This window comes from Burkholderia sp. PAMC 26561 (genome assembly GCF_001557535.2).
Taxonomy (GTDB): Bacteria; Pseudomonadota; Gammaproteobacteria; order Burkholderiales; family Burkholderiaceae; genus Caballeronia.
The window spans coordinates 797315-819073 of the sequence record NZ_CP014306.1 but is presented as its reverse complement, the minus strand read 5'-3'; the positions used below and the strand labels follow the sequence as shown (position 1 = coordinate 819073).

The following is a 21759-nucleotide window of genomic DNA, read 5'->3' as shown; positions in this document are numbered from 1 at the left end:
TAACCGCTAAAGGCGGGGGAGGGGCGCTAATTCTCCGTGGGATCGTTCGATCCCACCGGATGGCCGTGTTTGTAGAGTCCGCCCATCAATTCGATGAGCTGGTCGCGGTTCTCATGGCTGGCACGGCTGAGCGCGTGCGTGGGACCATGGATCAGCTTGTTGGTAAGCGACTGCGACAGCGCTTCGAGCACGGCTGCCGGATCTTCGCCGCGCGCGAGCATCTTGCGAGCGCGTTCGACTTCGGCGCGGCGCAGGGCGTCGGCTTGCGTGTGCATGTGACGGATCACCGGCACGATGCTGCGTGCATCCAGCCATTGCATGAAACCTTGCACGCGTGTGTCGATGATCGACTCGGCCTGCGCCACCGCCGCCTGGCGCGACGCGCTGCCTTCGCGCACGATCGCGCCGAGATCGTCGACGGTATAGAGGAACACGTCCTGCAACTCGCCCACTTCTGGCTCGATGTCGCGTGGTACGGCGAGATCGACCATGAAAATCGGCCTGTGGCGGCGGGCTTTCACCGCCCGCTCGACCGCGCCCAGCCCGATGATGGGCAAGGTGGACGCCGTACACGACACGATGATGTCGAACTCATGCATGCGTGCCGGAAGCTCGGACAGCGGAATGGAGCGTCCGTTGAAACGATCCGCGAGTTTCTCGCCGCGTTCGGCGGTGCGGTTTGCCACCACGAGTTCACGCGGCTTTTGCGCGGCGAAATGGGTTGCGCACAACTCGATCATTTCGCCGGCGCCAATGAACAACACGCGCTGGCCGGAGATATTTTCGAAGATCCGCTGCGCGAGACGCACGGCGGCAGCCGCCATGGAAACCGATTGCGCGCCGATTTCGGTCGTCGTGCGGACTTCCTTGGCGACGGCAAACGTGCGCTGAAACAACTGATTGAGATACGTGCCAAGCGCGCCAGCTTCGGAGGCGGTGCGCACCGCATCCTTCATCTGCCCCACGATCTGCGTCTCGCCGAGCACCATGGAATCGAGCCCGGAGGCGACCCGAAACGCATGCCGAACGGCTTCGGACTGCGGCAGCGCGTACACGTGCGGCGCGAGTTCGGAGACTGGCAAGTTGTGATACTTCGAAAGCCAGTGGACGGCGGCGTCGCGTGCCGCTTTGTCGCTGGTCGCGCAATACAGCTCCGTGCGGTTGCACGTGGAGAGGATTGCGGCTTCCGGCGCCGCCTTGCCCATGGACCCGAGCCACAGGTCCTTCAGCGCGCCGAGGGCCGGCTTGATTTGTTCGAGCGGAAACGCCACGCGTTCGCGCAGGGCGACAGGCGCAGTGTGGTGGTTGATTCCGATCGCGAGGAGCTGCATGTTGTGGGCCTGAGCTGATGGCCTTTAAAAATGCCTAAGAATTAGCCCAATATTATAGCCTTTCACGAAACTCTTCAGTTCCTCCCGGCGGACCTCCGGCGAAACCCATGCCAGACAAGCCGCCTGGCATTTCCGAGGCTTCGATCCGGTCCAGTTGGTAGCCATAGCCGTAAAGCGGCGTCAGCCGGTATCCGGTTTCCGGACGAAGATGCAATTTCGAGCGCAGGCGCGATGCATGGGTATCGAGTGTGCGCGACGCCATGTCGCTGCCCCGAGGCCACACTACTTCCATGATGTGGGCCCGTGACACGGCGCGCGACAGGTTGGTGAACAACAGCCGTGCGAAGCGGAACTCCTTCGGCGTGAGCAGAACCCGCTGGTCAGCAAAACTGACGCTCAATTCGGAAGAATTGAACCGGTAGTCGCCGAAATGCTCTGCTGCAGGCGTGCGCACCATGCTGCGCCGGGCGAGCACTTCCACGCGGGCGGCGAGTTCATCGAAGCGCACGGGTTTCGAGACGCAGTCGTCCGCGCCGGCCTTCAGGCACGCCACCACGTCGGCCTCGCTCTGGCTCGATGCCATCAGCACGATGGGAAGCTGCGGCGCCAGATGCCGGACCCGTTCGATGATTTCCGCGCCGATCATGTCGCGCGTTTCATTGGCGGTGATCAGCAGGTCGAACGTGTCGTGCCGCATACGGTCGAGCAGCGCCGGCGGAGTCGGGAAGAAATGACAGAAATGGCCGTCCAGGACGAGAGTCCGGCGGATGAGTGCGGCGTGCTGAACGTCCGCGTCGATGATGGCGATTCGCATGATTTCTTACGCCGCCGCGTGCTTCGAGTAAGAGGGCCGCACGGCGCGGCGTGTGCTTGCCATCGCCATTCCAGCCCCCTAAACTCAACCGCTGCGCTGCGAGCGCCTTCCAAACCTTCTAATAACACAGGATTGAAAATGCTAGTTCACCCATCCGATTCGACACATAGGTTTAGTCTGAATTCGGTCCGGATGAATTCCTGATGGGTTGGTTTGGCATCGTTTTTCTCGGACTCGTGATCGGATTGGCGGGCTGGTGGCTGCATCCCTTGCGCCGGTCGGGCGCAAAACGCGCCGGCCGTTTCTGGCTGGCCCTGGCTGCCGCCGTCCTTGGCGCAGTCGTCGCGAAGATGTTGGGCAACGTCACTGGCGCTTTTCACGATGGCGATTCGCTCGAGTGGCTGGCGTGCGCGCTGGTCGCGCTCGTCGCGGTGAGCGTCGCGGTCGGGCTGGCGGCGCGGCGTTAAATAATTTCTGCAGGTGACTCCATGAACGATCGACTGATTTCCCCCAATGCCGAGACCTTCGCCCGGCGAATCGAGTTGCTGCGCGGTGTCATGGCGCGCGAGGCGCTGGCCGCCGTGCTGGTGCCGTCGTCGGATCCGCATATCTCGGAATACTTGCCCGAGCGCTGGCAGGCGCGGCAGTGGCTGTCAGGATTCACCGGGTCGGCAGGAACGCTGGTCGTGACGCCCGATTTCGCCGGCGTCTGGGCCGATAGCCGCTACTGGACGCAAGCTGAAGCGCAACTCGCCGGCACCGGCATCACGCTTGTGAAGATGATGGCCGGCCAGCAGTCGGCGCCGCACGTGGACTGGCTTGCCGAAAATGTTGCGGCGGGCGATACGGTTTCCGTCGACGGCACCGTGCTCGGCGTAGCCGCCGCACGCACGCTGAAGGACGCCCTGACAGCGCGCGGGATCGTGTTGCGCACGGATCTGGATCTGCTCGATGCCGTCTGGCCGGAGCGGCCGGGTTTGCCGTCGGACAGCGTTTATGAGCACGTTGCGCCTCAATCGAGCGTGTCCCGCGCGGATAAATTAGCCGATGTTCGCCGTGTGATGCGCGAGAAAGGCGCGCAATGGCATTTCATTTCCACCCTCGACGACCTCGCGTGGCTTTTCAACCTGCGCGGCGCCGACGTCACCTACAACCCTGTGTTCGTCGCGCATGCGTTGATCGGGCTGGATGACGCGGCATTGTTCGTCGGCGATGGAAAAATCCCCGCCGAGTTGAAAGCGTCGCTGCTGAAAGACGACGTGTATGTCGAGCCGTACGCCAAAACCGGGTATGCGCTCGCCGCGTTGCCGGCAGGTTCCACGTTGCTCGTCGATCCGCGCCGCGTCACGTTCGGCTCGCTCGAGAAAGTGCCGGCGAAAGTGAAGATCGTGGAGTCGGTGAATCCGTCGACCTTCGCCAAGTCGCGCAAGACCGCCGCCGATGCCGTCAACATTCGCGCCACCATGGAACAGGACGGCGCGGCCCTAGCCGAGTTTTTCGCATGGTTCGAAGACGCGCTCGGGCGCGAGACGATCACGGAACTGACCATCGATGAAAAACTGACGGCCGCGCGCGCTCGCCGCCCGGGTTTCGTCACGCTGAGTTTTGCGACCATTGCCGGGTTCAACGCAAACGGTGCGATGCCGCATTACCGCGCCACCGACGACTCGCATTCGGTGATCGAAGGCAACGGTTTGTTGCTCATCGATTCAGGCGGGCAGTACCTGAGCGGTACGACGGATATCACGCGCGTGGTGCCCATCGGCAAGATCACCGCCGAGCACAAGCGCGATTTCACCGTCGTGCTCAAAGGGACGATCGCGTTGTCGCGCGCCCGTTTCCCGCGCGGCATCCGTTCGCCGATGCTCGATGCCATCGCCCGTGCGCCCATCTGGGAAGCGGGCGCGGACTATGGCCATGGAACCGGACATGGCGTGGGCTACTTCCTGAACGTGCACGAAGGTCCGCAGGTCATCTCGCACTACGCGCCGGCCGAGCCTTTCACGGCGATGGAAGAAGGCATGATCACGTCGATTGAGCCGGGGCTTTATCGGCCGGGGAAATGGGGCATTCGCATTGAAAACCTGGTGATGAACGAAGCCGCCGGCAAAACCGAATTCGGCGATTTCCTCAAGTTCGAAACGCTGACTTTGTGTCCGATCGATACACGCTGCATCGACCTCACCTTGCTGCGCGACGACGAACGCGCGTGGCTCAACGACTATCACGCAACTGTGCTTGAACGCGTTTCGCCGCATGTTTCCGGCGCGGCAAAAACGTGGCTCGAAAAACGCACGCAGGCTATTTAACGGAGCTCAAAGCGCATGGCGATCAAGGCAGTGGTGTTCGATTTCGGCGGCGTGCTGATCGACTGGAATCCCGAGTACGTGTATAGCCGCCTGATTCCGGATGAGGCTGAGCGGCGCTGGTTCATGGACAACGTCGTGCACATGGACTGGGTGCTGCAGCAGGACGCAGGGCAGACCATCGCTGACGGCAACGCCGAGCTGATTGCCAAGTTTCCCGAGCATGAGGCGCTGATCCGCGCGTTCTACGAGCGCTGGCAGGAGATGGTGGCGGGCGTGCTGGAAGACGGCGTAGCGTTGGTGGACAAGCTGGAAGCGGCGGATATTCCGCTGTTCGGGCTGACCAACTGGTCGGCGGAAACCTTCCCGTGGGCGTGGGAGCGTTTTCCGGTGCTGCAGCGTTTTCGGGAAGTGGTGGTATCGGGACGCGTGCTGGTTGCGAAGCCCGATCCGGCGATTTTCGCGTTGATGTGGAAGGAAATCGACCGGCATTTTCCGGGCATTCAACCGCAGGAAGTCGTTTTCATCGACGATAACGCGAAGAACATCGCCGCCGCGACCGCACTTGGCTGGAACGCCGTGCATCACACGAACGCGGAGCAGACCGAAGCGCGTCTGCGAGCGCTCGGCTTGCCAGTCTGATCATTTCCCAAACAAATTCTTCAGCGCGTCGCCAATGTTCTTGACTACACCCCCCGCGTTCCTGGCGACGCCTTCTGCATTCACGCCAAGCGCCTTCGCGAAACCTGCTGCGAGTTTCTTCGTCAGGCTTTCGTTGAGCGAAAACTTCGGATCGCGCAGGTTGCCATCGAGTTCGAAGTCGAGCTTGATCTGATCGTGATTCTTCAACGCCGCGATTGCGATCTTCGTGGGGATGGAGAGGAACGTGTCGAGCGGATTCCCGTTATCCGATAACTGCAAATGGTTCAGCAGCACCGATCCCGGCGCGTGGATCGTGTAATTCTGCACGGTGGCGTCGAGCGTGAGATCGATCGTGCCGCCGGTCACCGTGGTGCGCGCGCCGGCCTTTTTCATCAGATACGGATCGAGCGTGGCAATATCGACATTACGCAAGGTCGTATGCGTCTGCGAATCCTTGTTCGCAATCTTCATCCAGCCGTTGAACGCAACCGTTCCCGTGTGCGACTGCCCTTTGATCGAGCCGGTCATGTCGAGCTTGGTCGGCTCCGTGAGCGCGGGGAGATGCAAGTTGTCAACTGTTGCGCGGGCATTTGAAATCAGGATCCGATACGGCGGCTGTTGCACCGATTCATCGAAGAATTCCATGGCGCCGCGCTCGAACGAGACATGATCGATCAGGCGGTCTTCGCGCGCATGCTCGGCGGCTTCGGTTGAACTGGCTTGCGCCTCGCGCGTGGACTGCTTAAGGTTGGGAAGCAGGTCGACACGGCCGTCCGGAAAACGCGCTACCGAGAGATAAAAGCCATCGACCGTGATGTGACGCAGATGCAGCGTGCTGGTCAGCACGGAGCGCATATCGACGTTGAGCGTCACGCGTTCGGCACGCAATGCGTCTTCCGTGGGCCAGCCCTTCGGACCGCGCAAACGCAGACGGCTGAGCGTGATCCGCGAGTAACCGACATCGACATCTTCGACTGATCCGAGCGGCCCGAGCGCTTCCACGACACGGGCCTTCATCTCGTGCATGACGTACAGCCAGCCGCCGCCCGCCGCGAGCAGCAGAATCACGATCACCGCGCCCGCCCACAGCACCACGCGCTGCGCCTTCGAACCCGCCATCCCGATGTCTCCAAATCAAGCCGCGCACGGGCGGCGAGCCGATGCGTTGTTGGTCGTTATTCTCGATCTGCCGCGTTTAGCGGATGATCGGCTTGTAGCGCAGGCGCTTCGGTTTCGCGGCTTCGTCACCGAGACGATTGCGCTTGTCGGCTTCGTACTCTTGATAGTTGCCATCAAAGAACGTCACTTGCGAATCGCCTTCGAACGCGATGATGTGCGTTGCGATGCGGTCAAGGAACCAGCGATCGTGCGAGATCACGAGCACCGATCCTGCGAATTCCAGCAACGCATCTTCCAGCGCCCGCAGCGTTTCAACGTCCAGGTCGTTCGACGGTTCATCCAGCAGCAATACGTTGCCGCCTTCAATCAGCGTCTTTGCCAGATGCAACCGGCCACGCTCACCGCCCGACAATGCGCCGACCGTCTTCTGCTGGTCGCCGCCCTTGAAGTTGAACCGCCCGATATACGCCCGCGACGGCGTTTCATATTTGCCCACGGTCAGCACATCCGCACCGCCCGAAATTTCTTCGAACACGGTCTTGTTGCCATTGAGCGCGTCGCGACTTTGATCCACGTAAGCCAGCTTCACGGTCGGGCCGGTCACGATCTCGCCCGAATCCGGCTGCTCCTTACCCGTGAGCATGCGGAACAATGTCGACTTCCCTGCGCCATTTGGCCCGATTATTCCGACAATCGCACCCGCCGGTATCTTCATGTTGAGGTTATCGATCAGCAAACGGTCGCCATATGCCTTGCTGACGTTCTTGAATTCGATCACTTCATTGCCCAGACGATCGCCGACCGGGATGAAGATTTCCTGCGTTTCATTGCGCTTCTGGTATTCCTGGCTGTTGAGTTCCTCGAACCGCGCTATACGCGCCTTCGATTTCGCCTGACGTCCCTTCGGGTTCTGGCGCACCCATTCCAGTTCCTTCTTCAGCGCTTTCTGACGCGCCGATTCCGACGATTCTTCCTGCTTCAGCCGGTCCTGCTTCTGGTCGAGCCAACTGCTGTAATTGCCCTTCCACGGAATGCCGTGGCCGCGGTCGAGTTCGAGAATCCATTCGGCGGCGTTATCGAGGAAATAGCGATCGTGGGTCACGGCGACGACCGTGCCTGGATAACGCGTCAGGAATTGCTCGAGCCAATCGACGGATTCTGCATCCAGGTGGTTGGTCGGTTCATCGAGCAGCAGCATGTCGGGCTTTTGCAGTAACAACTTGCAGAGCGCCACGCGGCGTTTTTCACCGCCGGACAAATGTTCGATCTTCGCGTCCCACGCGGGGAGACGCAGCGCGTCGGCGGCGACTTCGAGCTGTTGCTCGGGCGTGCCGCCGTCGCTCGTTGCGAGGATGGCTTCGTATTTGGCTTGCTCGGCGGCGAGGGCGTCGAAATCGGCGTCGGGCTCAGCGTAGGCCGCGTAGATGTCGTCCAGTTTCTTTTGCGCGGTGAAGACGTCGCCGAGACCGTCTTCGACTGCTTCTCTCACGGTTTGCTGCGGGTCGAGTTGCGGTTCCTGCGGCAAGTAGCCGATGTTCAGGTTCGGCATCGGCGTGGCTTCGCCTTCGATTTCCTTGTCGACGCCCGCCATGATGCGGATCAGCGTCGATTTACCCGAGCCGTTCAGGCCGAGCAGGCCAATCTTGGCGCCCGGGAAGAACGACAGCGAGATGTCCTTCAGGATCTGGCGTTTCGGCGGCACGATCTTGCCGACGCGGTTCATGGTGAAGACGTATTGGGCCATTTGCGGATTCGGTTGTCTTGAGGTTTTCGGGGTTTTGCTTTTCGAGGCTGGCTTCGGCTGACGGCGGCTGGCGTTTCAAGCCGCTGCAGCGATGCACCTCGATTCAATACGCGACGATGCGTGTCCCAAGGGAGCAGGAACGTGCCGACATTGTACTTCGATGGATACCGGTGGTCGGCGTGGAGTCCGGCGATTCAGCGCCAGACCGCTGCGCCGCTGTGCCGGGAGCATGTTCCGCGGTAATGGCGGCTGAAACTCCAGGCGCCAATGACCATCTTCCTGGCTTCAGGAAAATGGTCCGCGAGGATGCTACCCGCTCTCTTTCCGGCGGCGTCGGGAGATGAAAAAAGCGGGATCCCTCTACCAGGGACCCCGCTTTTCGGAACGAGTACGGACGGAAAATCGTTAAATCACACGTTAAACAAGAAATTCATCACATCGCCGTCGTGGACCACATATTCCTTCCCTTCGGCCCGCATCTTCCCGGCTTCCTTCGCGCCCTGTTCGCCTTTGAACGCGATGAAATCATCGAACGCAATGGTCTGTGCGCGAATGAAGCCGCGCTCGAAGTCCGTATGGATCGCGCCCGCGGCCTGGGGGGCCGTATCGCCGATATGAATCGTCCACGCCCGCACTTCCTTCACGCCTGCCGTGAAATACGTCTGCAATCCAAGCAGCGTGTAGCCCGCGCGAATCACGCGGTCGAGGCCCGGCTCGTCCATGCCGATATCGGCGAGAAACTCTTGCTTGTCGGCGTCGTCGAGATCGGCGATTTCCGCTTCGATCGCCGCGCAAACGGCCACCACCGGCGATTTTTCGGCTTCCGCGTACTTGCGCACCGCGTCCAGATGCGGATTGTTCTCGAAGCCGTCGTCCTTCACGTTCGCCACGTACATGGTCGGCTTGGCCGTGATCAGGCACAGCGGCTTGATCAGCAGGAGTTCGTCCTCGCTCAGGTCCAGGCCGCGCACGGGCTTCGCCTGGTCGAGCTGCGCCTGGATCTTTTCGAGCAGGGGCACGAGCTTCGCCGCTTCCTTGTCGTTGCCGGAACGCGCCGATTTCGCATAACGATGATGCGCCTTCTCCACCGTCGACAAATCCGCCAGCGCCAGTTCGGTGTTGATGACTTCGATATCCGCCAGCGGGTCGATCTTGTTCGCGACGTGAATCACGTTCTCGTCTTCGAAGCAGCGGACCACATGCGTGATCGCATCGGTTTCGCGGATGTTCGCGAGGAACTTGTTGCCGAGACCTTCGCCCTTGCTCGCACCGGCGACGAGGCCGGCAATATCGACGAATTCAACGATCGCCGGAACCACGCGCTCGGGCTTGACGATGTCGGACAGGGCGGCGAGACGAGGATCGGGTACTTCGACCACGCCGACGTTCGGCTCGATCGTGCAGAACGGGTAGTTTTCGGCGGCGATGCCGGCCTTGGTCAGTGCATTGAACAGTGTGGACTTGCCGACGTTGGGCAAGCCGACGATGCCGCATTGGAGGCTCATGGGATCCTTCGAACTGGTGAAACGGCGTGCGCCGCGTGGGTCAACGCTGCATTTCGCTGTGCAGCGGGCGGCCACGTCTTGCGGGCCGGACAAACCCATATTGTACCGCTCTGGCCCGGCACGCTGGGCGCGCAGGGATACACGGTCGAAACACCGTGTTGCGCATCAAATCTCGAAATACCCCCGCGGCTATAATGCCCGCATGACTTTCCACTCTCGAAATTTCCACGCGGTCGTGGTTGGCGGCGGCCTGGTCGGCAAGACGGCGGCGCTCGCGCTGACGCAATCCGGCTTGCGCACGGCATTGCTTGCAACGCCGGCCGCACCGCCGCCCGCCGCCGGCAGCTTCGATTCGCGAATCTACGCGCTTTCGTCGAGTTCGCAGGCGTTGCTCGAACGCTTGCGCGTCTGGCAGGCGCTCGAGCGTGAAAAGCTCGGGCCGGTGCTGGACATGCGGGTTTTCGGCGATGCCTTCGCCGAACTGCACTTTTCCGCGTTCCAGGCCGCCGTGCCGCAACTGGCGTGGATTGCGGAGTCGTCGCTGATCGAACGTTCGCTCGATGCCGCGCTGCGTTTCCAGCCGAACCTCACGTGGATCGATTCGCGCGCGCAGGGCCTCGTGATTCACGATGACGCCGCGCACCTCACGCTCGCCAACGGCGACACGCTCGAAGCCGATCTCGTGGTCGGCGCCGACGGTGCGCACTCCTGGGTGCGTGCGCAGACGGGCGCGAAGATGCATCGGAGGGAATATCGGCAGACCGGCGTGGTCGCGAATTTCAAGTGCGAGAAACCACACGCCGAAACTGCATACCAATGGTTCCGTGACGGCGAAATCATCGCGCTGTTGCCGTTGCCGGGCGATTACGTGTCGCTTGTCTGGTCCGCGAAAGCCGATCATGCCGATGCCCTGCTGAAGCTCGATCCCGAGCAACTCGCGGCCGAAGTCGAGAAAGCCACGCAAAACATGCTCGGCACGCTGGAATGCGTGACGCCGGCGCACGGTTTCCCGCTTGCGCTGCAAACGGTGGATCGTCTGGTCGGGCCGCGTGTGGCGCTGGTCGGTGACGCTGCACACCTGATTCATCCGCTTGCGGGACAGGGCATGAATCTGGGTTTGCGCGATGTCGCCGCGCTCGCGGATACACTCGCCGGCAAGGAAGCCTTCCGTTCCGCGGGCGATCCGGTTTTACTCCGCCGATACGAACGCGCCCGCCGCGAGGACATTCAAAAACTGACCATCGCGTGCGATGGCCTGCAACGACTCTTTGCCGTGCCCGGCACGCTTGCAAGCGCGGTGCGCAATACGGGCATGGCGCTCGTTGGCGCGCAGCCGCAGATCAAGCGCTGGCTCGTTTCAGCTGCGCTTGGCTAAAGACCTATTCACTTTTCAGCATCACAGGAATCCGAATGAAAATCACTCTTCGCCGCGCTCTGGTCGCTGCCGCCACGCTGGCAGCGGTGTTTGGCATCGGCATCGCGGCCCAGGCCGATCAGACCACCGACAAGATCAAGTCCACGCTGCAGTCGCGTATTGGCGACGCCGATATCAAGAGCATCCAGAAGTCGCCCGTTCCGGGCCTGTACGAGGTGAACCTCGGCGCGCAGATCGTCTATACGGACGCGACCGGCAATTACTTGCTGATGGGCGATCTCGTCGATACCCGCACGCGCACGAATCTCACCGAAGCGCGTCTCGCCGAAACCAACAAGATCGACTTTGCGAAGCTGCCGTTCGAGAACGCCGTGAAGGTCGTGAAGGGCACCGGCGCACGCAAGATTGCGGTGTTCTCGGACCCGAACTGCCCGTATTGCAAGCAGCTCGAAACCACGCTGAAATCCGTGGATAACGTCACCGTCTACACGTTCCTGTACCCGGTTTTATCGCCGGATTCTACGTCCAAGTCCAAGTCCATCTGGTGCTCGAAGGATCGCTCGAATGCATGGGAAGGCTGGATGCTCGACCACAGCGCGCCGACCGCTTCGGCAAGTTGCGATACGACCGCCATCGATAAAAACCTGAAGCTCGGCCAGTCGATGAACGTGACCGGCACGCCTACGGTTTTCCTCGCCGATGGACGCCGTCTCCCCGGCGCCATTCCGGCTGACCGGCTGGAAAAGGAATTGTCGGCGGTTCGCTGAACGTAGCGGCCGATCCACGAAAGGAGGCGCGCGATGCGCCTCTTTCGCTTTCAAACAGGCATCCAACGCCAGCCTCGCCGGCGATAAGAAGAAAGGACCTCGAAGCATGAACGCCATCCGGTACACCATCGTTCCGAAAAATCCCGCAGCGCATGTGTTCGAAGTGACGTTGACCGTTGCGCAACCCGATCCACACGGCCAGCGCTTCGTGCTGCCCGTGTGGATTCCGGGCAGCTACATGATTCGCGAATTCGCGCGCAATATCGTGACGCTGCAGGCGTTCAACGCAGCGGGACGGAAGATCGGCATCGAGAAGACCGACAAACACGCATGGCAAACCGCGCCGCACGACGGCCCGATCACGCTGCGTTACGAGGTCTACGGCTGGGATTTGTCGGTGCGAGCGGCGCATCTGGATGACACCATCGGCTTCTTCAACGGCACGAGCGTGTTCCTGGCCGTGGAAGGGCAGGCGGATGCGCCGTGCATCGTGGATATTCAGAAGCCTTCGGGCGCGCAGTATGCAAGCTGGCGCGTCGCCACGGCGTTGCCGGAAGCGCGCGGCACGAAGCGCTATGGCTTTGGCGCGTACGAAGCGCCGAATTACGACGCGCTGATCGATCATCCCGTGACGCTCGGCGAGTTCGCGCTCGGTTCCTTCAATGCTCACGGCGCGAAGCACGACATTGTGATTTCGGGCCGCGTGACCGCGCTCGATATGCAGCGTCTCGAAACCGATCTCAAGCGCATCTGCGAGTCTCAAATTGCGCTCTTCGAGCCGCGCACGAAGAAGGCGCCTATCGATCGTTATGTGTTCATGACCGTTGCCGTTGGCGATGGTTATGGCGGGCTGGAACATCGTGCATCGACCGCGTTGATCTGCAATCGCGCGGACCTTCCCGTCACCGGACGGCCGGAGATGACCGATGGATACAGGACGTATCTGGGGCTGTGCAGTCACGAATATTTTCATACGTGGAACGTGAAGCGCATCAAACCTGCAGCGTTCGCGCCATACGATTTATCGCAGGAAAATTACACGTCGTTGCTGTGGCTGTTCGAAGGGTTCACGTCGTACTACGACGACCTGATACTCGTGCGCACCGGCTCGATCAGCGCAAGCGATTATTTTGCGCTGCTAGGCAAGACGATCGGCGGCGTGTTGCGCGGCTCGGGACGGTTGAAGCAAACCGTCGCGGAAAGCTCGTTCGATGCCTGGGTCAAATATTATCGGCAGGATGAGAACGCGGCGAACGCCATCGTCAGTTATTACCAGAAGGGCTCGCTCGTCGCGCTGGCTTTCGATCTGTCGATTCGCGCGCAAACGGAAGGCAAGAAGTCGCTCGACGACGTGATGCGTCTGTTGTGGCAGCGCTACGGCCGCGATTTCTACAACGGCCGGGCGCGCGGCATTGAAGAGAACGAAGTCGAAGCGCTGTTTGCCGAAGCCACCGGCGCCGATCTGAGGAAGCTCTTCCGCGAGGGCGTGCACGGCACGCGCGATCTGCCGCTGGAGACCTTGCTGGAACCTTTCGGCATCAAGCTCGCCGCCGATATCGCCACGAACGGCACGGCAGGCAAGCCGTCGCTTGGCGCACGCGTTCGCGGCGGCGCGGATTGCGTGCTTGCGGCCGTCCACGAGAACAGTGCGGCGCAGAAGGCGGAGTTATCGGCGGGAGATGTGCTGGTTGCAATCGATGGTCTGCGCGTCACGGGTTCCAATCTCGATTCACTGCTTTCGCGTTATCTGCCCGGCGCGAAGGTTGAAGTTCACGCATTCCGTCGCGACGAATTGCGCGTGACGCAGGTGAAACTCGACGCGCCGGACGTGTCCCGTTACGTGCTTTCCACGGCCGATTCCAGCGCTCAGACGAAGCAATGGCGTGAACGCTGGCTGAAAGGTTGATGCAGCAATAGCGGCCAAAAGGCGGATTGTTCTATCAGTGCAACGATCCGTCATGGGTGCACAGCTTTTTCCCGATCGATTAACCACGAAGAATGCGTCCTGTCAGAGCGTTTTCGCGCTCGCACTCAACCAAGGGACAGGAGTCATCGTGACGACCATTCTTCAAATCAATTCCGCTGCCCGCTCGCAAGGCGCCCAGTCCACGTTGCTCGCCGACGAAGTCGCGGCCAAGCTGCTGCAATCGCATGCTGGCGCGAAGCTCGTGGTTCGCAACCTTCTCGCCGATAACCTCCCGCATCTCGACGACGCCACGCTAGGCGCGTTCTTCACGCCGGCCGATGCCCGCACCGCCGAGCAAAACGCCATTCATGCAAAGAGCGAAGCGCTGATCGCCGAATTGCAATCGGCTGACATCGTTGTGATCGCCGCACCGATGTACAACTTCGGCATTTCATCGCAACTGAAGGCTTACTTCGACTGGATCGCACGCGCCGGCATCACGTTCAAATACGGCGCGAACGGCCCGGAGGGCCTCGTGACGGGCAAGAAGGTGATCGTTGTGTCGGCACGTGGTGGCAAGTACAGCGGCACGCCGAACGATTCGCAAACGCCTTATCTGAAGTCGTTCCTCGGGTTCCTCGGCATGACCGATGTCAGCTTCGTGTTCGCTGAAGGCCTGGCAATGGGTCCGGACGCTGCCGGCGCCGCGTTGGCTACGGCGCGGGATTCGATCGCTGCACTGTAAGTTGCTTCAGCTTTAAAAAAGCCCGCCGTGTGTTTGATAGACACGGCGGGCTTTTTCTTGGCGCTTCAGTTTGGCCGATCAGGCAAACGCCAGTCGATGGCCCGCCGTCCATTTTCTTCCAGGTAAGCATTCGCCGACGCGAAATGCCCACAGCCCAAAAATCCGCGATGTGCCGATAACGGCGACGGATGCGGCGCCTCGAGCACGCAATGCGCTTTTCCCGCTGCCACGGCAGACGCGATCAATCCGCGTTTCGCCTGCGCATGCGCGCCCCAAAGCACGAACACGAGATGTTCGTGCCGCATCGCAAGCTCGTGAATCAGCGTGTCGGTGCAATGTTCCCAGCCCCGTTTGGCGTGGCTGCCGGCTTTATCGCGTTCCACGGTCAGCGATGTGTTCAGCAACAGCACGCCTTGCTGCGCCCACGCGTCGAGACAACCGTGATTCGGCGCGGCAAAACCGAGGCTCGCGTTGATTTCCTTGAAGATGTTGCGCAACGACGGCGGCGGACGGACCGGCGCCGGAACCGAAAACGCGAGGCCATGAGCCTGCGGTGCGCCACGGTCTTCGCCGTGATACGGATCTTGTCCGAGAATCACCACTTTGACGTCGGCGGGACTGGTCAGACGCAAGGCGCGAAAGACATCGGCGGGATACACGGTCTTGCCGGCGGCGCGCTCATTGTCGACGAACGCGCACAACGCGCCGTAATGCGGACTTTCGATGAACGCCTTCAGGTGCTTGCGCCAATCGGCAGGCAATGCATTGAACTGGCTCTCAAGCGTTGTGAACGGATGACTTTCCGAAGCGCCTTCGGCCTCGAACAACGACGCCTGGTTCATTTCACGCCACCGTTCGAACCTTCCGCCTTTGGCTCGCACAATTCGTAACCACGGCGCGCCTTGCTCGCATCTTCAGGCTGGAGGTAGAGAAACGCGCCACGCATCTGGGCGGCGAGGTTGGTCATTCCGGCTTCGTCGCCGGATTTGAGTTCAAGTTCCAGTTCGCTGATGGGCGAGGTGCGGCGCTCGCCATCGATATCCGTTACGACTTCGCCAAGATCTAGCGCGGCTTCGATTGTCGCGCCATCGATATCGACGTTCCATATCACGCGGTCAAAGTCCGTACGGAAGAGGGCGTTCAACTCAGGCGCGGCGTCACGCAGAGCGTTGCGCGCGTGTTCGTCGTCGCAAAGTTCGAGCAGCTTGTCGATCTCCAGCGCTTCGCCCGCAACCGGCATTTCCCATTCGTGCCGGTTATGCATGCCGCCACTCGACTCACCTGCGGTCTTGTACGTCTGCAGCCATTGATCCGGTGCGCCGCGCAGCCGTACAGCGCTCTTTGCTTTGGCGAGCGCGCGGTCAGCGGTGTCGAAGTAGACGTTCGTCAGGTGAATCTTCCGGCCTTCCTGGCCCGTTCGCTTCGTCAGATCCCTTGCGATCTCTTCGTGGTCCGATGTCGGCAGCGCCAGCTTGATCTCACGTTCAATACCCAAAATAAACTCCGTGCAACAGCGTCAGAAGAACATTCGCGCAAGTTCGGTGCCGGGATCGTCGGCGCGCATGAACGCTTCGCCGACGAGGAACGTTTGCACGTCCATTGCCTGGAGCCGTTCGACATCCACGCGCGACAGGATTCCGGATTCGGTCACCACAATGCGCTCTTCCGGCACCATTTCCAGCATGCCGATGGTTGTATCTATCGACGTCTGGAATGTGCGGAGGTTCCGGTTGTTGATGCCGATAAGCGGCGTTTTCAGCGTTAGCGCCTGCACAAGCTCATTCTCATCGTGAACCTCGACCAGCACCGCGAGGCCCAGTGAATGGGCATAGGCTTCGAGGTCACGCATTTGTTCGGGCAGAAGCGCAGCGGCGATCAGCAAGATGCAATCGGCGCCCATCGCGCGGGCTTCGAGGATCTGATACGGATCGACAATGAAGTCCTTGCGCAGGACCGGCAAGCTGCACGCGGCGCGCGCTTCCTCAAGATACGCGACGCTGCCCTTGAAGAACTGCACATCGGTCAGCACCGACAGACACGCGGCGCCGCCACGTTCATACGACCTGGCGATATCGGCGGGGACGAAGCTTTCGCGTAGTACGCCCTTGGACGGACTCGCTTTCTTCACCTCGGCAATCACCGCCGCTTTACCTTCAGCATGCTTCGCACGCAAGGCGCCGACGAAGTCGCGCGAGTCGCGCGTGCTCGCTTGCAAACGCAGCGCCTCCACCGAAATGCTTTCTTGTGAAGCGCGGATTTCGTCGCGCTTGACCTGGATGATGCGGTCGAGAATGTCACTCATATCGGATTCCGTTATTTGGCGAATTGCTGCGTGAAGCGCACGAGTTCATCGACTTTCTCGCGCGCCTGGCCGCTCGCGATCACTTCTTTCGCGAGGCGCATGCCGTCCTCGATCGATTCCACGACGTTCGCGGCATAAAGCGCCGTTCCTGCGTTCAGCGTAACGATTTCGCGCGCCACGCACGGCTTGTTATTGAGCGCGCCGAGCAGCATGGTCTTCGATTCCTGCGCGTCGGCCACTTTGAGCGTTCGGTTCGACACCATCTGCAAGCCGAAATCTTCCGGATGAATCTCGTATTCGCGGACTTGTCCATCGCGCAGTTCGCCGACAACCGTCGCGGCTCCCAGCGAGACTTCGTCCATGCCGTCCTTGCCGTACACAACCAGCACGTGCTTTGCGCCAAGGCGCTGCATCACGCGAACCTGGATGCCGACGAGGTCTTCATGAAACACGCCCATCAACTGATTCGGCGCGCCTGCCGGGTTGGTCAGCGGGCCAAGAATGTTGAAGATGGTCCGCACGCCGAGCTCACGTCGCACGGCGGCGATGTTTTTCATCGCCGGATGATGGTTCGGCGCGAACATGAAACCCATGCCTGTTTCGGCGATGGATTGTGCGACCTGCTGCGGTTTCAAATCGATATTCACGCCGAGCGCTTCGAGCACGTCCGCGCTGCCCGATTTACTCGATACCCCGCGATTCCCGTGCTTCGCAACCTTCGCGCCGGCGGCCGAGGTAACGAACATGGTTGCCGTCGAGATGTTGAACGTGTGCGAGCCATCGCCGCCCGTACCGACGATATCCACGAGGTTATCGCTGTCCGGCACCATCACATGATTGGCGAATTCGCGCATGACGGTCGCCGCCGCTGCGATTTCGCCGATGGTTTCCTTCTTCACGCGCAATCCCGTGATGATCGCGGCGGACATCACCGGCGACATCTCGCCGCGCATGATCATGCGCATGAGGTGGAGCATCTCATCGTGGAAAATTTCACGATGCTCGATGGTCCGTTGCAGCGCTTCCTGGGCCGTAATAGTCATGTTCTGATCCCGGTTCACACGCGTTCGCCCTGCTTCGAGCTTTTAACGAAGTTCTCGAGCAGCGCGTGGCCATGCTCGGACAGGATCGATTCGGGGTGGAACTGAACGCCTTCGACCGCAAGTTCCTTGTGACGCACGCCCATGATTTCGCCATCGGGCGTCCACGCAGATACTTCCAGGCAGTCCGGCAGCGATTCACGCTCGATTGCCAGCGAGTGATACCGCGTCACGCTGAAATGCTTGGGCAGGTCGGCAAACACGCCGCGGCAATCGGTTTCGATCGTGCTGACCTTGCCGTGCATGATGGTTTGCGCGCGCACGACCCGTCCGCCGAACGCCTCGCCAATGGCCTGATGGCCAAGGCACACGCCAAGTATGGGAATCTGGCCGGAAAATTCGCGCAACACGTCGAGCGTAATGCCCGCATGTTGCGGATTGCTCGGCCCCGGCGAAAGGCAGATCCGTTCGGGATTGAGTTTCGCGATTTCACTAAGGGTGATTTCGTCGTTGCGGAACGTCCGCACGTCTTCGCCCAGTTCGCCGAAATACTGAACCAGGTTATAGGTGAACGAATCGTAGTTGTCGATCATCAGCAGCATGGTCTTTCTCCGGATCAGAAGTCGCTATCGAGGCCGTCTTGCACTTGCTCGGCGGCGCGCAAAACTGCACGCGCCTTGTTCTCCGTCTCCTGCCATTCGGACTCGGGCACCGAATCTGCGACCACGCCGGCGGCGGCCTGCACATACAAATTGCCCTTGTGGATCAGGCCCGTGCGAATCGCGATGGCGAGATCCATCTCGCCCGTGAACGACAAATACCCGCAAGCGCCGCCGTACAGGCCGCGCTTCACTGGCTCCAGTTCATCGATGATTTCCATCGCCCGCACTTTCGGTGCGCCCGAAAGCGTGCCGGCCGGGAAGGTCGCGCGCAGCACGTCGAAGTTCGTCGTGCCGGGTTTCAGCTTGCCTTCCACCGAACTGACGATGTGCTGAACGTGTGAATACTTTTCGATCGCCAGTTTGTCCGTCACGACCACCGAACCCGTTTGCGCAATCCGGCCGACATCGTTTCGCGCCAGATCGATCAACATCACGTGTTCGGCGACTTCCTTTGGATCGTTCAGCAATTCGGTGGCGAGTTCGGCGTCGCGCTCGGGCGTGTTGCCGCGCGGCCGTGTGCCGGCGAGCGGACGAATGGTGACGATACGTTCGTCGCCACGCTTTTCCTGGCGCACCAGGATTTCCGGCGACGCCCCGACCACATGAAATTCACCGCCGAAGTTGTAGTAGTACATGTACGGCGACGGATTCAGCGACCGCAACGCGCGATACAGCGAAAGCGGATTATCGCGAAACGGCTTCACGAGGCGCTGGCCGACCTGAACCTGCATCAACTCGCCCGCCGCGATGTATTCCTTGGCCTTGCGCACGGCGTTCAGGTAGTCCTCTTTCGCAAACTCCCGATACGTCTCCGTACGCACGCTCGCCGACGTCACCGGCGGCTGCACGGTCGTACGCAAACGCGCACGCAGTTCGCGCAGGCGCTGCCTGGCTTTCGTGTAAGCCTCCGGCACGGTCGGATCGGCGTAGACAATCAGATAGAGCTTGCCGGCGAGGTTGTCGATGACCGCCATTTCCTCGGTCAGCAGCAACTGGATATCGGGCAGGCCGAGATCGTCGCGCGGCGCCGAGTGCGCCAGCTTTTTCTCGATATAACGCACGGCGTCGTAGCCGAAGTACCCTGCCAGACCACCGCAAAAGCGCGGCAATCCCGGGCGTTGCGCAATCTTGAACCGCTTCTGGAATGTTTCGATGAACGTCAGCGGATCAACTTCGCTCGTTTCGATTACCTGACCATCCTTCACCACTTCCGACACGCCGTTCTGCACGCGAATCATCGTGCGTGCCGGCAAGCCGATAAACGAATAGCGGCCAAAGCGCTCGCCGCCGACCACGGATTCCAGCAGGAAGGAGTTGGCGCCATTGCGCTCGGTCTGAGCGAGTTTGAGATAAAGCGAAAGCGGCGTTTCGAGGTCGGCGAGCGCCTCGGCAATCAGCGGAATGCGGTTAAAGCCTTCATTCGCCAGCGATTGGAATTCGAGTTCGGTCATGTTCTGATCCTTTGCGTGTCGCTTGTTGGGTTTTGCGACATCGAGCACATACTGGGCGCTGCGGAAAAATTCACCGCGCGGCGCTTAACCCGCTTGGGTTTGTGCGTCGGCCGGGGCTTCACGCACTGCATGTCCGATTATCAGGGCTCGGGCCGTTCACGGGAACCGTGTGGACTTGAGACACTCACGACACAATCGGGCGCAGCGAATGATGCGCATCAAGCCGGGCATCAAAGGTAAGGCAAGTCAGCGGGATCGGCGCGCGGAGTGCGCAGCGAAACAAAAAACGGTGCTGAAGACGAGCTTCAGCGGACCTCAGGCGAGGTTAGCGCGACCAGCGACGCCAGGGCCAGGCTCCCCGGTCGATGCTGCTCAGACTCCGTTTTTTGTTCAGAAACATGAGGGATTAAGCTAGTCAGTCAATGTTGTCGCGCCGGGTGCTTCGGGCGCGGCCATGGTTGCTGCTATTGCCTGTGCGGCAGCCAGCAGGGAAGAAACTATACCATCGGATTTCACGAGGTGCACGGGTTTGCCGTGGTTGTAGCCGTAAGGCACCGTCAGCGTCGCCATTCCGGCCGCGCGGCCCGCCAGCGCATCGTTCTCCGAGTCGCCGATGGCAACCGCTTCCCGCGGCAAAACGTCCAGGCGTTCGCAGGCGATCAGCATGGGCGCCGGATCGGGCTTTTTCTGCGGGACCGAGTCGCCACCGAGTACGACCTTGAAGTATTCCGCGAGGCCGAACTTCGTCAGCAATTCAACGGCGAACCGGTGCGGCTTGTTCGTTACGCACGCGAGCGGCAAGCCGAGATCGCGCAACGCTTTCAGCCCTTCGGCGACTTCGGGATAAAGCGTTGCGCTCTGTCCGTTGATGCGCGCGTACTCGATCTGATAGATCGCGAGGGCATCTTCGAACTTCGTGGATGCTTCGAGCGCCGAAAACCGCACGGCCAGAATGCTGCGGATCAAATTCTCCGAGCCTTTTCCTATATAGCCGATCACCTCGTCGCGATCAGTCGCTTTCGCGCCGATGCGCGCGAGCATGCCGTTCAGCGCCGCGGTGAAATCGTCTGCTGTATCGACCATGGTGCCGTCCAGGTCGATGATCGCCGCTCGCAACGTCTTGTTCGTGAATGCCGGAAGCTCGGCGCTGAGTTCGCTCATCTTGAATCCCCGGTGTTCACTTTGGCCAGTTCCTCGCGCATCTTGCCGATGATCTCGGCGTAGTTGTGATGCCCGAAAATCGCCGATCCCGCCACGAATGTGTCCGCGCCTGCTTCCGCGATTTCACGAATGTTCTCGATCTTCACGCCGCCGTCTACTTCCAGATGAATCTCGCGTCCGGTCCGCTCGTTGTATTCATCGATACGCCGGCGCGCTTCGCGCAGCTTGTTGAGCGCTTCCGGAATGAACGACTGGCCGCCGAAACCCGGGTTCACCGACATGATCAGCACGAGATCGACCTTGTCCATCACGTGATCCAGGTGATTTAGCGATGTCGCCGGGTTGAACACCAGGCCAGCCTTGCAGCCGTGATCGCGAATCAGTGACAGCGTCCGGTCGATATGATCCGAACCTTCCGGGTGAAAGCTGATCACATTCGCACCGGCTTCCGCGAAGTCAGGCACGATACGGTCCACCGGACGCACCATCAAATGCACGTCGATAGGCACGGTCGTATGCGGCCGCAGCGCCTTGCAGACCATGGGGCCGATTGTCAGGTTCGGAACGTAATGGTTGTCCATGACGTCGAAATGGATCCAGTCCGCGCCGGCGGCGACGACATTGCGAACCTCTTCGCCGAGAATGGCGAAGTCGGCGGACAAGATACTGGGGGACAAGCGGAATTGCGTCATGACGTCTGCCGGTTGCAAGCGAGGAACTCATTTTACCGCGACACGCCGTTTTTGACCGTCGGCCGAACGGCTAACGCGCGGGGCCGGCTGCGGGCTCTTTTTCCCGTCGTCGCAGGATTCCGGCAACGTTTCAGCCGCATGACAAAGCCGTCGCAAGCCACCGCGTTCGGTTGCGGGTACCGGCTGCATCAAGCAGA

Annotated in this window: 21 protein-coding genes; 7 read left to right on the top strand and 14 right to left on the bottom strand. The window is 60.8% G+C overall.

What is annotated here, in order from left to right; genetic code table 11:
• Positions 1-26 precede the first annotated feature (26 nt).
• Positions 27-1331 carry a glutamyl-tRNA reductase gene (hemA, locus tag AXG89_RS03800; RefSeq protein WP_062000394.1) on the bottom strand — a complete coding sequence of 435 codons (1305 nt, stop codon included), beginning with the start codon at positions 1329-1331 and terminating at the stop codon, positions 27-29.
• A gap of 52 nt (positions 1332-1383) precedes the next feature.
• Positions 1384-2145, bottom strand: coding sequence for a response regulator transcription factor (locus tag AXG89_RS03795; RefSeq protein WP_069638338.1), 762 nt, complete (start codon positions 2143-2145; stop codon positions 1384-1386).
• Positions 2146-2348: 203 nt separating this feature from the next.
• On the opposite strand from AXG89_RS03795, the gene AXG89_RS03790 reads away from it, so the two are divergent.
• Genes AXG89_RS03790 through AXG89_RS03780 form a run of 3 tightly spaced genes read left to right on the top strand, consistent with a single transcriptional unit; the run spans position 2349 to position 5093 of the window.
• Positions 2349-2612 (top strand): hypothetical protein, encoded by a 264-nt coding sequence (locus AXG89_RS03790; RefSeq protein ID WP_062000393.1) that lies wholly within the window; start codon positions 2349-2351, stop codon positions 2610-2612.
• 21 nt (positions 2613-2633) lie between these two features.
• Positions 2634-4454, top strand: coding sequence for an aminopeptidase P family protein (locus tag AXG89_RS03785; protein ID WP_062168066.1), 1821 nt, complete (start codon positions 2634-2636; stop codon positions 4452-4454).
• A 15-nt stretch (positions 4455-4469) separates the two neighbouring features.
• Complete coding sequence (locus AXG89_RS03780) at positions 4470-5093, top strand: HAD family hydrolase (protein WP_062168064.1); 624 nt, start codon at positions 4470-4472, stop codon at positions 5091-5093.
• On the opposite strand, the gene AXG89_RS03775 is transcribed toward AXG89_RS03780, so the two are convergent.
• The 4 genes from AXG89_RS03775 to ychF form a co-directional block, all read right to left on the bottom strand.
• Positions 5094-6212 carry a DUF748 domain-containing protein gene (locus AXG89_RS03775; RefSeq protein ID WP_062168062.1) on the bottom strand — a complete coding sequence of 373 codons (1119 nt, stop codon included), beginning with the start codon at positions 6210-6212 and terminating at the stop codon, positions 5094-5096.
• 76 nt (positions 6213-6288) lie between these two features.
• Positions 6289-7956 (bottom strand): energy-dependent translational throttle protein EttA, encoded by a 1668-nt coding sequence (gene ettA / locus AXG89_RS03770; protein WP_062000389.1) that lies wholly within the window; start codon positions 7954-7956, stop codon positions 6289-6291.
• Between the two features lie 194 nt (positions 7957-8150).
• Positions 8151-8231: a DUF3761 domain-containing protein gene (locus AXG89_RS44585; protein WP_075359959.1), complete on the bottom strand. Its 81-nt coding sequence runs from the start codon at positions 8229-8231 to the stop codon at positions 8151-8153.
• 135 nt (positions 8232-8366) lie between these two features.
• On the bottom strand, positions 8367-9461 hold the full coding sequence (gene ychF, locus AXG89_RS03760) for a redox-regulated ATPase YchF (protein WP_062000386.1): 1095 nt from the start codon (positions 9459-9461) through the stop codon (positions 8367-8369).
• Between the two features lie 202 nt (positions 9462-9663).
• Here ychF and AXG89_RS03755 point away from each other — a divergent pair, with 202 nt between their 5' ends.
• The 4 genes from AXG89_RS03755 to AXG89_RS03740 all read left to right on the top strand — a co-directional run bounded on the left by AXG89_RS03755 (position 9664) and on the right by AXG89_RS03740 (position 14254).
• Positions 9664-10836, top strand: a complete 1173-nt coding sequence (locus AXG89_RS03755; protein WP_062170260.1) for a UbiH/UbiF family hydroxylase — start codon at positions 9664-9666, stop codon at positions 10834-10836.
• Positions 10837-10871: 35 nt separating this feature from the next.
• On the top strand, positions 10872-11603 hold the full coding sequence (locus AXG89_RS03750) for a DsbC family protein (RefSeq protein ID WP_062168059.1): 732 nt from the start codon (positions 10872-10874) through the stop codon (positions 11601-11603).
• Between the two features lie 106 nt (positions 11604-11709).
• Positions 11710-13509, top strand: a complete 1800-nt coding sequence (locus tag AXG89_RS03745) for a M61 family metallopeptidase (protein WP_062168057.1) — start codon at positions 11710-11712, stop codon at positions 13507-13509.
• Between the two features lie 148 nt (positions 13510-13657).
• On the top strand, positions 13658-14254 hold the full coding sequence (locus tag AXG89_RS03740; protein ID WP_062170258.1) for an FMN-dependent NADH-azoreductase: 597 nt from the start codon (positions 13658-13660) through the stop codon (positions 14252-14254).
• A gap of 65 nt (positions 14255-14319) precedes the next feature.
• On the opposite strand, the gene AXG89_RS03735 is transcribed toward AXG89_RS03740, so the two are convergent.
• The 8 genes from AXG89_RS03735 to rpe form a co-directional block, all read right to left on the bottom strand.
• Positions 14320-15096, bottom strand: coding sequence for a uracil-DNA glycosylase (locus AXG89_RS03735; protein ID WP_062168055.1), 777 nt, complete (start codon positions 15094-15096; stop codon positions 14320-14322).
• On the bottom strand, positions 15093-15749 hold the full coding sequence (locus AXG89_RS03730) for a CYTH domain-containing protein (protein WP_062168053.1): 657 nt from the start codon (positions 15747-15749) through the stop codon (positions 15093-15095). The genes AXG89_RS03735 and AXG89_RS03730 overlap by 4 nt, the downstream gene beginning before the upstream one ends.
• Before the next feature lie 21 nt (positions 15750-15770).
• Positions 15771-16556, bottom strand: coding sequence for an indole-3-glycerol phosphate synthase TrpC (trpC, locus tag AXG89_RS03725; RefSeq protein WP_062168051.1), 786 nt, complete (start codon positions 16554-16556; stop codon positions 15771-15773).
• Between the two features lie 11 nt (positions 16557-16567).
• A complete protein-coding gene (gene trpD, locus AXG89_RS03720) occupies positions 16568-17599 on the bottom strand; it encodes an anthranilate phosphoribosyltransferase (protein ID WP_062170256.1) in 1032 nt (343 codons plus the stop codon).
• Positions 17600-17613: 14 nt separating this feature from the next.
• Entirely contained in the window at positions 17614-18198 is a 585-nt protein-coding gene (locus tag AXG89_RS03715) for an aminodeoxychorismate/anthranilate synthase component II (RefSeq protein ID WP_062000378.1), read from the bottom strand.
• 14 nt (positions 18199-18212) lie between these two features.
• Entirely contained in the window at positions 18213-19709 is a 1497-nt protein-coding gene (gene trpE, locus AXG89_RS03710; RefSeq protein WP_062168049.1) for an anthranilate synthase component I, read from the bottom strand.
• A 411-nt stretch (positions 19710-20120) separates the two neighbouring features.
• Positions 20121-20870 carry a phosphoglycolate phosphatase gene (locus AXG89_RS03705; protein WP_062000354.1) on the bottom strand — a complete coding sequence of 250 codons (750 nt, stop codon included), beginning with the start codon at positions 20868-20870 and terminating at the stop codon, positions 20121-20123.
• Positions 20867-21562 carry a ribulose-phosphate 3-epimerase gene (rpe, locus tag AXG89_RS03700; RefSeq protein ID WP_062000353.1) on the bottom strand — a complete coding sequence of 232 codons (696 nt, stop codon included), beginning with the start codon at positions 21560-21562 and terminating at the stop codon, positions 20867-20869. The genes AXG89_RS03705 and rpe overlap by 4 nt, the downstream gene beginning before the upstream one ends.
• Positions 21563-21759 lie beyond the last annotated feature (197 nt).